At 39.1% G+C, this 13,578-nt stretch carries 8 protein-coding genes; 7 read left to right on the forward strand and 1 reads right to left on the reverse strand.

Features of this window, described 5'->3' with window-relative positions; genetic code table 11:
• Positions 1 to 32: 32 nt before the first annotated feature.
• From BR73_RS0111590 to BR73_RS0111615, 6 genes are all read left to right on the forward strand, one after another.
• Entirely contained in the window at positions 33 to 3,761 is a 3,729-nt protein-coding gene (locus BR73_RS0111590) for a cadherin-like beta sandwich domain-containing protein (protein WP_033165655.1), read from the forward strand.
• A 479-nt stretch (positions 3,762 to 4,240) separates the two neighbouring features.
• Positions 4,241 to 6,478 carry an excinuclease ABC subunit UvrA gene (locus BR73_RS0111595; RefSeq protein WP_033165656.1) on the forward strand — a complete coding sequence of 746 codons (2,238 nt, stop codon included), beginning with the start codon at positions 4,241 to 4,243 and terminating at the stop codon, positions 6,476 to 6,478.
• Between the two features lie 265 nt (positions 6,479 to 6,743).
• Positions 6,744 to 7,562 carry a MerR family transcriptional regulator gene (locus BR73_RS0111600; protein ID WP_033165657.1) on the forward strand — a complete coding sequence of 273 codons (819 nt, stop codon included), beginning with the start codon at positions 6,744 to 6,746 and terminating at the stop codon, positions 7,560 to 7,562.
• A gap of 124 nt (positions 7,563 to 7,686) precedes the next feature.
• On the forward strand, positions 7,687 to 8,649 hold the full coding sequence (locus BR73_RS0111605; RefSeq protein ID WP_033165658.1) for an ABC transporter ATP-binding protein: 963 nt from the start codon (positions 7,687 to 7,689) through the stop codon (positions 8,647 to 8,649).
• Positions 8,636 to 9,379 carry an ABC transporter permease gene (locus BR73_RS0111610; RefSeq protein WP_033165659.1) on the forward strand — a complete coding sequence of 248 codons (744 nt, stop codon included), beginning with the start codon at positions 8,636 to 8,638 and terminating at the stop codon, positions 9,377 to 9,379. Before BR73_RS0111605 ends, BR73_RS0111610 begins: the two co-directional genes overlap by 14 nt.
• A 361-nt stretch (positions 9,380 to 9,740) precedes the next feature.
• Positions 9,741 to 10,907: an InlB B-repeat-containing protein gene (locus tag BR73_RS0111615; protein WP_051685153.1), complete on the forward strand. Its 1,167-nt coding sequence runs from the start codon at positions 9,741 to 9,743 to the stop codon at positions 10,905 to 10,907.
• Positions 10,908 to 10,964: 57 nt separating this feature from the next.
• Here BR73_RS0111615 and BR73_RS0111620 read toward each other — a convergent pair whose 3' ends face one another.
• Complete coding sequence (locus BR73_RS0111620; RefSeq protein ID WP_051685154.1) at positions 10,965 to 11,762, reverse strand: LacI family DNA-binding transcriptional regulator; 798 nt, start codon at positions 11,760 to 11,762, stop codon at positions 10,965 to 10,967.
• A 115-nt stretch (positions 11,763 to 11,877) separates the two neighbouring features.
• On the opposite strand from BR73_RS0111620, the gene BR73_RS0111625 reads away from it, so the two are divergent.
• On the forward strand, positions 11,878 to 13,575 hold the full coding sequence (locus BR73_RS0111625; RefSeq protein WP_033165660.1) for a glycoside hydrolase family 13 protein: 1,698 nt from the start codon (positions 11,878 to 11,880) through the stop codon (positions 13,573 to 13,575).
• The last annotated feature ends 3 nt before the right edge of the window (positions 13,576 to 13,578 follow it).

Raw genomic sequence — 13,578 nt, forward strand, 5'->3', positions numbered from 1 at the left:
CAGATAAAAAATGAAAAACTAAAGGAGGAACCATGAAGATTATATTGAAAAAAACTATGTCAATTTTTCTGTCTTTGACCTTAATACTTGGACTTGCAAATGTTAATACCTTGGTTGCCCAAGCAGATACTTTTGAGGGAGGAATAACAACTTTTGATAATATTACGAATCAATGGGATTATTACCTGACTGACCAAAATGGAAAATCGGCAAAGAATGGATTAAGTGCTTTAAATGTAAATGGCTATGATTTTACCGTTACTTCTAACAGCAATGAGGCGGATACATATCTCTCCGTTTCGAAATTACAGGTAGGAAGCGGGGTTGCTTATTATCTGTCAGCATTTATACGGAATAACCCTGTTATACCCGGTATGCCTGGTATGGAATCTAATAAATATCTGGAAAAATTATCAGCCTCCTGGAACAATAAAAGCAGTTTTGATCTCGATTCTATTGAAGTAGCAGCCGGTAATAAAGATTCTTCGTTTTTTGAATTGACACTGACAGGATGTAAAGGCGGTAATCCTGTGCCAGGTGCCGTACTAAAGAAAGAGGTACAATCCAGGGCGTATTTAAATGGTAATAATGTCGTATTTGATGTATCAGATAATAGTGCTTTCGATGGTATAGATTCTTTTCAGATAACTGCTGAGCAGTCTGCAAAAATGAATTTTGGAGTTGCTATAAAAAGCATTACAGCCTATAAACATCAGGAAAGTACTTCTGATGATGAGTTGTCTGTTGCCAAGTCAGTAATAGAAGCTTATCAGGGTACAAGTGGTAATCTAACCGCAGAGGTGGATGAGGAAAGCGGAATAATAACAGTAACCGGTGATGTGAAAGGTGCTGATAAGATTCTAACGCTGAATATTCCAAAAGACGTAAAAATAATCTGGAAAGCAGCCGTAGAAAGTTCACCTGATTATACAGGTGATTTAATAAACCTTGAGGGCGAAGGAAAATTTGAAGTAGCTCAGGGCGGAAAATTAACGATGAACGGCGGAGGAAATGTAATAAACTCCGGAGAAAGTATAGCAGAAGTACGCATTAATGGCGGTAACATATATACAGCGGCTGGATATGCTATAAAAGCCATTGGTGAAAATACATATGTAACAATTAATTCCGGTTCTGTAAGCTGCTATGACGGAACTGCTATAACAACAACTGGTGCAAATTCAGTTGTAACTATTTATAACGGAGTTGTGAATGTTGAGAAAGGAACAGCAATCTCTACGAAACGCAATGTTATTATGTATGACGGATTAGTAAATGCAACCACAGGAACAGCAATATCTACAGTTAGTGGTGTTTATGCCTATAACGGAACAATCAGCAGCAGAGTAGGAGATACTATTATTGCTGAAAGGGATTTATATATTCAGGGAAAAGCAAAGGTTATAGCTGCGTCAGGTTCTGCAGTTAATGTAAAAGGCAGCAGTTCAAAAATCAATTTAAGCGGCGGACTGTTATTCTCCTACTATAATCCTGCTTTAGATATAAGTGCATATAAAACACCTGATAATCCCGAAGGTCTGTTAAATACCAATGGTGTAATAATAGAATGGGATCAGAGCGCAGGAACACGTACCTATGCGGCGGGTACATCTGATGATATCCGTTTTATGCCGGATAACGCAACAGCAAACTGGGATATTGTAGATGGTATATCAGGTATCACAGCAGTGTATAAGGGGAATTTATACTTTATACCCGTAGGTGATGTAACGGTTGTAACTGAACCGGATAATTCTGTTTCGGTTAATTCCGTAACAATAAAAAATCCTCCGGTTAAAACCTCATATGGCGTTGGTGATATACTTGATCTTACCGGCCTTGTGGTTACATTAAATAAAAGTGACGGTTTAAGTGAGGATATACCCTTTGATGAGTTTTCAGCCAGGGGAATCACAACAAATCCGGTGAATGGATATACGCTGACGAAAGAAACCTCAGTGGTTGTGATCACTTATACCAAAGATAATAAATCAGCATATCAAAATCTCACAATTAGTAATCCTGGCATACCGACAACAACACCTGAACCAACAGCAACGCCTGAACCAACAGCAACGCCGGAACCGACAGCAACGCCTGAACCAACAGCAACACCGGAACCAACAGCAACACCGGAACCAACAGCAACGCCGGAACCAACAGCAACCCCGGAACCGACAGTAACCCCGGAACCGACAACAACACCAGCACCGACTGCAACACCAGAAAACCCAGCCACAGGTACAGAGCAGATTATAGTTGATGTGAAAAAAGGCGATACCGAGGCAGCAGCAACTCAAATTACAATTGACAGAACAACAAATGCAAACGGAGAGAAGTCTGATAAGGTAAACTATCAGAAGGAGAAAGCTGCTGAGACAGTACAGAAACTCAAAGCGGAGGGTAAGGATACCGCAAGAATAGTTATTCCGGATGAGAAGGATGAGGTATCTGAAACCACTGTCAATATACCTGTAGCTGCAGTAAAAACATTAGCGGAGGGTAAGATTAATCTGCAGATTGACACGGAAGAAGCAAAGATCAGTCTTTCTAAAGACAGTATTGCAGATATTAATAACAAATTATCGGAGGATTTGTATTTCCATCTGGTTCCGGTAAAGAAGGAAGAGGAAAAGAAGGCTGTTATAAGTCAGGCAAAGCAGGAAGCTGCATTAGTTAGCAGGAATGCAAACAGCACGGTATCTATTATTGGAAATCCTGTTACTATAGAAACTAACATGCCCTCTGCCAGTACAGACATCATCCTGCCCTTAACCGGTGTAGAAATTCCTGTCAAAACTGCAGAAAGACAGGCCTTGTTAAAGCAGCTGGCAGTATATATCGTGCATTCTGACGGTGATAAGGAACTGGTACAGGGAGAACTTGTTGAATATAAAGAAGGGGTTTACGGAATACGCTTCCGAATTAACAAATTTAGTACCTTTTCTGTAGTTAAAACAGATGCTTTTATAAAATCATCAGAAAAAGATATTATAAGCTTAACAACTCCTTCAAAGGCAGTAATCAACGAAAATACAATTACAGCAACAGTTTCAAATGAAGTAAGCAGCCTTAAGGTAAAAGCTGCTGTAAGCGACAAAGCAGAATGGAAACTGTATCTGGATAAAGACTTAAAGAAAGAAGCTGCTGACAGCAAATTAAAGCTCACTACCGGTGTAAACACAAGTTATATTAAGGTAACTGCTGAAGATAAAACTACAAAAATCTATAAATTAGAAATTGTAAGAAATAAATCTGCCAAAGCCGATATAACTCAGCTTAAAGTACCGGAGAAGGCTAAGATAAAAGGGCAGACCATCACTGCTTCGGTAGCATACCAAAAGTCTACTCTGACGGTAAAAGCTGCCGTAAGCAGCAAAGCTGCCTTAAAGTTCTACAGCGATAAGAGCTTAAAGAAAGAAATCTCAAAGAATAAGATTAAGCTGCAAGTAGGCGTAAATACAGTATATCTTAAAGTAACAGCTGAGGACGGAAAAACCGTCAAAGTATATACCCTTAAGATAACCCGTAAAGGACAGGATTATAACAGCCATATAAGACTGGGCGTAATCGGAAGCGAAACATATGCAAAGAAAGTTGCTGAGATATTTGAGCAGGATTATGACAGTGCTAATGCAGAGGTTAGGAAAGCAGGGAAATATTATCTTGTAACCATGGATTTTAAGAACAATGCAGAAGCAAAAAGAGCCTGCGAGGATATGATTCGCCGTCAGTATATAATCAACTATTATTTTGATTAAGAGCAACAGTAAGAGGTTATTGAGTATTGTGTAGCCTTAATGAAATTATGATTAGAGGACAAAACTTGGACTGTACCCCATACATTAGACGAAAAATCTAATGTATGGGGGCAGTTCAAGCTTTGTCCTTATTTTATTTTTTGTTGGAGAATTTGGTGTGAACTATTCGAAAAAGAGGTAATTAAGACAATGCTGTATCTTAATAATTTTTGTGTATAGTGTACAATTTTCACAAAAATTATGCTGCAGTTCCGTGGGCTGATTCAACAAAATTAACAAATTGAGTGAAAATTTACTTGCCAATAATATAGTATACTGTTACACTGTTCTCAGTAAGTTCGGCCGGACTTCTCATAAAGTTGAATACTGTTTCTTGCATTTCGGATTTAAGACAGTGGAGCAGGTAAATAATAAAGTATTAAGAAAACTTAACCCATAATTAGCCGAAATCGTAAATTTTTGAATAGAAGGAGATTAGTATGGAATATGAATATATTGAGATAGTTGGTGCGCGGGCAAATAATTTAAAAAATATAAGTCTGAAGATACCGAAGAAGAAAATAACGATCTTTACCGGGGTATCAGGTTCGGGCAAATCTTCAATCGTATTTGAAACTATTGCCCAGGAAGCGGGCAGACAATTAAATGAGACCTTCAGTAAATTCGTACAAGGCTTTTTGCCTAAATATGGACATCCGGAGGTTGATGCAATTGAAAATCTCTCCCTTGCAATTATTGTAGATCAAAAGAGGATTGGCGGGAACTCACGATCAACGTTGGGTACCATAACAGATATAAATCCCCTGTTAAGACTGTTATTTTCAAGAATCGGTAAGCCGCATATCGGTCCTTCCTCTTATTTTTCCTTTAATGACCCTAACGGAATGTGCAAGACCTGTGAAGGTATTGGAAGGATAGTCACACTGGATATGGATAAAGCTTTGGACAAAGAAAAGTCCTTAAATGAAGGTGCTATTTTGCTGCCGGGATATAAACCAGGCTCCTGGCAATGGAAGGGTTATGCAGCAACAGGATTTTTTGACTGTGATAAGAAAATAAAGGATTACACAGAAAAAGAATATGATAAACTCGTTTATTGCAAACCGATTAAGCTCAATTCCACTGTTATGGAGGGGATAAATACCACTTATGCAGGCCTTGCCGAGAAATTCATTATGCAGTATGTCAAAACCGAATATGAGAAATCCGAGGCTTCTCAGAAGAAAATATCAGGTTTCACCATGGAACAGCAGTGTCCTGATTGCGGAGGAAAACGTTACAACGAAAATGTTCTGTCTGCGAAGATTCAGGGATATTCTATTGCAGAGCTGACAGCTCTTCAGGTAGATGAGCTTCTTAAGGTGATTCAACAGATAAAAGAGGAAAGTGTTAAGCCGATTATTGTTAATTTAACGGAGCGTTTAAATGATCTGATACAAATCGGTCTTGATTATGTAAGTCTGGACAGGGAGACTTCCACCCTTTCCGGAGGTGAATCACAAAGAGTTAAAATGGTTAAACACCTGACAAGCAGCCTGACAGATGTAATGTATATTTTTGATGAACCAAGTATCGGACTGCACCCAAGAGATGTGCACAGATTGAACGAACTGCTGGTAAAGTTAAGGGATAAAGGAAATACCGTGATTGTTGTAGAGCATGATCCCGATGTAATAAAAGTTGCCGACTATATTGTTGATGTGGGACCAAAAGCCGGTACGAAAGGCGGAAATATAACCTTTGAAGGCAGCTATGAGAACCTGTTGAAATCAGACACCCTTACCGGAGAATATATAGGAAGAAGCCTGCCAATTAAGAGTAGTCCAAGGCTCAGCAAAGAATTTCTGGAAACGAAAAAGAGCAGCTTGCACAATCTGAAGAATGTAAGTTTGAAAATACCAAAAGGAATATTCACCGTTGTAACCGGGGTTGCAGGCTCTGGTAAGTCCACTCTTGTAAATGGGGTCTTTGCCAAAGAATATAAAGATGCTGTTATAATCGATCAATCCGCTGTCAGTGCGAATCTGCGCTCCAATCCGGCTACTTTTACAGGTATCATGGATCATATCAGAAAATTATTTGCTGATGAAAACAAAGTAAGTGCCGGATTATTCAGTTATAATTCTGAAGGTGCCTGTGAAGCTTGTAAAGGGAGAGGTTTTATTGAAACCGATCTTTCCTTTATGGATTCTGTTGAGACTACTTGTGAGGAATGCGGCGGAAAACGGTTTAAACAGGAGGTACTTGAATATAAGTACAATGGTAAGTCCATTGTTGGAGTACTTGATATGACCATTGCAGACGCTGTGGAATTCTTCAGCCAAAAGGAAATCCGGAACAAGTTAAAGTATATTGTAGAGGTAGGCTTACATTACATGACCCTGGGTCAGCCGTTGGATACTCTTTCCGGCGGTGAATGCCAGCGTCTTAAACTTGCAAAGGAATTAAGCCAGAAGGGTAATATCTATATTATGGACGAGCCGACAACGGGTCTGCATATGTCTGATATAACCAGTATTCTTAATATCATCAATCGTCTTGTAGAGAAAGGGAACACGGTCATTGTTATTGAACATAACCTGGATGTCATTAGAAATGCTGACTGGATTATTGATGTAGGAGTTGAAGGCGGAAGTAAAGGCGGACAGATTCTTTTTGAAGGGACAGCAAAGGATTTAAAAGGCTGCAAAGAGTCAATAACAGCTAAATACCTGTAACTGACAGTCTAATTTAATCTTGTAAGAAAAAAAGAGAGGGCCAAGCTTAGAGAAATAAGCGTATCGTTCACAATGATCGATACGCTTATTTATACTCCCTGTCGCAATGGACAGGGAGTGATAAATAAGAAAACACCTGACGCAACAAAGCAGATAACCAACAGACAAAAATGTATAGAATTTGTGGGAAGGCCCTTGACTCTAGCATGATGTTATAGTTTACAATAGTTAAATACAGTTAGCTTTTTCTCAAGGAGGTGAGAATATGCTCAAAATCGGAGATTTTTCTGCATTATCAAAGATTAGTATTTTTATGCTTCGGAACTACAATGAAATTGGATTGCTTATTCCAGCACATATTGACGAAGCTACAGGCTACCGCTATTACAGTGAAGAACAGCTTCCTATCGCTAATCGTATACAAGCTCTAAAAAGCATGGGGCTTGGGTTGTCCATTATTAAGGACATCTTATCAGAGTATAATAATGAAGATAGCCTGAAACGATACCTGACCCTACAAGCGGCTCAAAAGCAGGAAGAGATTGAAACAATGCAAAAGCAATTGCTGTTGCTTCAAACCACCATAAAGGGTCTTGACAACAGTTCCTCTATTTCCAGATTTAACATTGCTATTAAGGAACTTCCCAAAAGAAATGTGATAAGCTACCGCAGTACAATTGCCGCTTATAATCAGGAGGGTATTTTATGGAGGAAATTATCAAAGGAAATTAGGGAGCATAATATTCAGTTTGCTAATCCAAGTTACAACATTGCAATCTTCCATAATGAAGGATTTGTTGAGCACGGAATTGATGTGGAAGTTCAGAGAGCCGTTGTGGGCAAATATAAAAGTACGGATATAGTAAAATTCAAAAGTGTCCCCGCTATCACCGCCGCAACATTGACATATAAGGGTGGTTATATTCAACTTAGCGAAGCAAATCAAGCAATTGCAAAATGGATTTCCGAAAACGGTTACGAGTTTGATGGTTCGATATTCAATATTTATCATGTTTCCCCTGAGACCGAACCCAATCCAGAAAATCTAATTACAGAAGTATGCTTTCCTATCAGAAACAAGTAATTTAATCCCTTTTATCGCTGCTGAAAAGGCAGCGATTTTTTGTTGAAAAAATCTACTTGTACCTATTGACTCTAGCACTGTATGATACTGTACGCTTAGATCAAAGCGAAAAGGAGGTATAGATTTGGAAGCAATTTCAGTTAGCAACCTATCAAAAGAATATGTAAGCGGTAAAAAGGCGCTTGACAATGTAAGCATTTCAGTTTCAGCAGGAGAAATATTTTCATTGTTGGGGCCAAACGGAGCGGGTAAATCAACATTAATTAATATCCTGACTACGTTCCTAAAACCCACAAGTGGGCAGGTATCAGTTCTAGGTCATGATGTTCAAACAGAACAAAATGCTGTTCGTGCCGATATTGCCTGCGTTGCTCAAAAGGTATCCATTGACGATCATTTGTCCCTGCGGGAAAATATGCTATTTCAGAGCCGACTTTACAAATTGGACAGAATGACCGCTACCAAACGTATGGAGACTCTCATTGCTGCATTTGCCCTGAAAGAATACGAGAAGTACAAGGTGACAGCATACTCCGGAGGAGTAAAAAGGCGTCTGGATATTGCCATGAGTATGATGTCATATCCCAAAATTCTATTTTTGGACGAGCCAACTGTTGGAATGGATATTGAATCACGAAAGGCCATGTGGGAAGTCGTTAAAACAATTAAATCTGAGTTTGGTACGACCGTTTTTTTGACAACGCACTATTTGGAAGAAGCTGACATGCTTAGCGATTCAGTATGTATAATAAATAACGGACGTGAACTGGTACAGGATACACCGGAAGGCTTGCGTGAACATACCCACAGAAATATGATTCGTATTGACTTGGATAATCCATCAAAGCTGCCGGAGTTAGAAGCGGTGATTTTAACTTTGCCGTTTATTAGGGGGATAAGACACGAGCAAAATACAATTTATGCATGTACTCACGATGCAAAAAAGGATTTTCACGATCTGAATCAATTCTTGTCAGACAAACAAATTCCTTACTCATCAATTGGAGTTGTAACGCCCAGTCTTGATGACATTTTCCTGTCACTTATACAACAAAATGAGGAGGGCGTTCGTTATGCAAACTTATAACCTTTTTTGGAGAAGCGTGAAGTGGCGATTTCAAAATCCGGTAACAATTATTATGACATTAGTGCAGCCGCTTATATGGCTTCTGCTCTTCAGCACTATATTTAGTGGCAGTAAGTCCGAAGAAAATTACACAGCATTTATCTTGCCCGGTATCTTAGTTATGGGAGTTCTGTCTAGCTCCGGTGTAAGTGGAATTGCCAACTATTCATTAAAAACAGGGGGAAGCTTTTACCGAATTATGATTTCCCCGGTGAAAAGAAGCTCGATTATACTGGCTCATATTTTAGATGCTGCTGTCCTGTCATTTATCCAAATCACAATTTTAATGGGTATCGCTTTTCTCATGTCTGTACGAATTGCATTGGGGATAAGTGGAGTGCTGCTTATGGCTATAGTATTGTTCCTGACGGTAGCATTTGTGGCGGCAGTGTCTTATAGCATCAGCCTTACGCTGCCAGATGAAAATTCCTTTATAGCCTTTATAAACACTTTCACTTTACCATTGTTCTTTGTCAGTTCAGCATTAATGCCTTTTGAACAGCTTCATGGTGGGTTCCGAATTGCAGCAATTATTAATCCATTTACACATGTTATAAATAGCCTTAGAATGTTAGCACAAGAGGCAATAATTGATTGGCATCAGTTGTTTTCTACAGGAGGACTTCTCCTTGTCTTAGGTGCAATCAGCTTTGTTATAGCTGTCAATTCTTTAAGCAAAGAAAGTCATTGATTATTCACTGCCAATGTTCTAGCTGAACGATTTGGTGGGTAACTAAATGCGCGCTTTTAATGGCCTTCCAGTGGCAGTAATGCGATTGGAGGGCCATTTAGCACCAATAGGGAGGGGTCGCCATGTAAAAACAACGTTAAAAAGAAAATTTATTAAATCATGAAGAAAAGTAATTGTTTAAATTCAACAAAAAACCTCCTTTTTATTGGCAAAAAATAGTATTGACATACAAAAAAATGCATAGTAAAATTTGCTTAACCAGTTAAGCAAAAACAAAAATTAATAAAAGGCGTCTTTCCACAAAGGCGCCCTTTCTTTTAATCGGTTGCTTAAACGGTTAATCATATTGGAGGTAAATTTTATGGGCAAAAGCAAAACAAGAATTGTCTTCTTACTAACCCTTCTTTCCAGTATTTTCTTAATGACTGCCTGCAGCAGCCAGGAGTCTGCAGGAGATACCAAAGAAACAGGCAGTCCGGAAAGCAATGTACAGGAGACAGAGTACACGGTTACTTTTTATGACATGGATGGAACTACTGAACTTTCAACAGAGAAAGTAAAGGCAGGTGAACCGGTTAAAGAGTATACCCCGGAGAAGTCTGGATATGTATTTATGGGATGGTATGCAACTCCATCTTTATCCCACAAATTTGACTTTATTGTACCGATTGCTGAGGATACAAAGATTTTTGCCGGCTTTTTAGAGGAAAAGGAGGATACCAGAAACTTTGCTATTGTGGGAAGCGGTAAAAGCCCTTTACTTGCGGCATCAAGCTGGGGAAAGGTCATAAAGGAAGAACATCTGCTTACCAGGGAAACAGATAAAAATGTTTATACCATAAACCTGGATATATACGAAGGAGATGAATTCCAGCTGGCAATGGATACCTCCGGTGAAAGCGGCTGGTATAACCAGAGAGGAGCAGGTTATCTAACTACAACAGCACAGGACGGTGTAGAATATTTATCTGGTTCAGGAGGGAATTATCAATCAGATGATGCTAAGAAAATGAATATTAAGTGCCTTATAGCCGGTAATTATACAATTACATTAACCACTTATCCCGGAGCCGATTACTATGATACGGCAGACAGTAATTATACGGAGGAAGGCAAGGAAAAATTCAATTATAATCCTTATGACACCATCACCTGGGTGTTTAACGGAGAAACAAAAGAACCTGTTGCGGATATCGTCACTACATATTATATCAAAAGCTCTGTTGCTACCGGTTGGAACGATATCTATGAGGATCAGTATAAATTTATGGAAACAGACGGAGGTTTGGCATTAACCATCGAATTGGCAGATAAAGAAGAATTCTTATTTACCTCCAGGGTCAAGGCCGGAGATACAGAAAGTGTAGGGAATGAGTACGTAAGATTCAGTAATATCAAAGACAGTAATTCATTGGAATATGTAGAAGGCAGCGCCAGTGATAATATTATAGCAAAAGCTGCCGGAATCTATACCTTTACGTATGATAAAGAAACAACAGAGCTAACCGTAGCTTATGAAGCAAAATAGGAATGCATAAACAACAGGCTGCCGAGTATTTCGGGGGCAGCCTGTCAGACATCCATATTAAATAAATTGCATATGTTCCGCAGTAGGAACCCGGTTAATTGCTAATTCGATACAGCTATATACTTTCATCATTTTTGTACGGAGATCAGTTGAGATATAGAGTGTGTTCTCTTTTCCCTCCAGCAGATAATTCAGAGCTTTCTGGCTGTAGACATAATTCTTTCCGGAAACCTCCGAAAAATCTTTTAAATCCTGTACAAAACTTACATCATTGAAGGTATCTCTTATCAAAGATTTCAAAAGTTCATTGTTGGGTGTCAAACATACATAGGTATAATCTGATATTCCAAAATGCTTCTCTGCATTTTCCCTGAGATTATTGTAATCGGTGCAGACCTGGAAAAACCAGGGGATATCAATGAGACAGTCAACAGCAATAACAGGAATAAAGTTTTTATCACCTATGCTGTGAAAAAAATCATATGTAGCATCAAAGCACAGGATAGCATCTACATAATTCAGCTTGCTAATATCCTTATTATCCTGAAGAATCAAATGATAGCCATATACAGTCAATACTTCAGATAAAACCTCAGTCAGCAACAACTGTTCTGAACGTTTCAACAGAGAAGTCTCAGACATCATATAAAGTGCTATGCAGTTGGTCTTACTTGTAGAAAGAGATTTCGCTGAGGAATTGGGTTTGTAATCCATTAAATTAATAATCTGGAGAACCTTTTTCCAGGTTTCCTCACTGATCCGCTGATCTGTCCTGTTGTTGAGCACATAGGAAACGGTAGCCACAGAGACACCGGCCTGTCTGGCTATGTCTTTAATTGTAATTTTTTTATCCATGACTTAGTTATATACTCTATTGGCAATTTTGTCAATATAAACTGCTGCCAGCAGACGAACCGAAAGAAATGACCTTCAAAATAACAGGAAGAATAAAATTAAAGGACTAAATACTATGAATAAACAAGCAATTTTACATATACCGCAATCAAAATACTGCTACCCCATAAATCAGAATTCCGTTGTACTGCGTTTGCGGATGGATAAGAACGATGCCCCAGACAGGGTGGAGGTGGTATACGGCTGTAAATATACCTTTTATCTGGAGCAGAAAACAGCTGAGATGGAAGCAAAGTACCGGGATGATTTATATATATATTATGAAATTCAGCTTACTCTGGAGGATGTGAGACTGACTTATGTGTTCCGTATCTGGAATGAGCAGAAATCTTGCTATTTTTCAGAGGACGGAATCACGAAAGAGTACAATTTTAAATTATGCTATTACAACTCTTTCCAGATGCCCTACATTAACAAAAGAGATATTCATGAAGTTGTTGACTGGATGAGAGGAGCAGTGTTTTATGAAATCTTTATTGACCGTTTTTACCAGGGAAAGAAAGAAAAAGATACTGCATATATCAATCTGGGCTGGGGAGAGATACCAAATCCCAAGAGCTTTACCGGGGGCGATATTCCTGGAATTACGAAGAAGCTGGACTATATAAAAGGACTTGGAGTAAATGGAATCTATCTGACACCGGTATTTTGTTCAATTTCCAACCACAAATATGATATATCCGATTACACACGTATAGATGAGCAGTTTGGAACAAACGAGGATTTTGCAGAACTGGTGAAAGAGGCACATAAAAGAGACATGAAAATTGTTCTGGACGCTGTATTCAATCACTGCAGCATGTTACTGCCGCAATTTCAGGATGTAATTTCAAAAGGAATTGAATCGGCGTATTTCGACTGGTTTATGATTGACGGTGACCGGGTGGATACAGAGAACCTCAATTATGAGGTATTCGGCTTCAGCAGCTATATGCCAAAGTTTAATACCAGCAACAAAGAGGTACAGGAATTTTTACTGGACATAGCGGCTTTCTGGGTAAAGGAATATGATATCGACGGCTGGAGGCTGGATGTATCCGACGAGGTATCCCATGATTTCTGGCGGAAATTCAGAACAAGAATCAAGGAGCTTAAACCGGATTGTGTGCTGATCGGCGAAAACTGGCATGATGCCTATGCCTATCTGCAGGGAGACCAGTATGACAGCATAATGAATTATGCCTTTACAAAAGCCTGCCTGGATTATTATGCCTTTGATGCCTTTGATGCAAAAGGTTTTGCGCAAAAACTCAACCATCTGTTAATGCGAAACAACGGACAGGTCAATGCCATGATGTTCAACTTACTGGATTCACATGATACGGACCGTTTCTATACCAGTATAAATAAGAATAAGGACAAAATGCTTTCTGCCCTTGCCGTTATGAATATGTATATAGGTGTCCCCTGTATTTATTATGGAACAGAAATCTGCCTGGAGGGTGGTTATGATCCGGATAACCGCAGATGCTTCGACTGGGAGGAAGCCCACTGGGATATTTCCTATATGGAAATCCTTAAGAAACTGTTTGCCTTAAAACAAAAGCCTGTCCTGCAACGTGGAGACATACATATCACCTATGACGACCGGTTATGTTACATAAGCAGAACCTATGAAAACAGCGAAATCCTCCTGATAGTTAATCAATCAGGTGAAGCTGTAGAGCTTAACAGGAAAGAAAGTGTACTGGCAGCCAATAAATTATCAGCTGGCTGCTTGCACAACGATGGCTTTGCTATTTATGAAATCTAGAGA

Source organism: Clostridium sp. KNHs205, assembly GCF_000702945.1.
Lineage (GTDB): Bacteria > Bacillota > Clostridia > Lachnospirales > Lachnospiraceae > Anaerocolumna.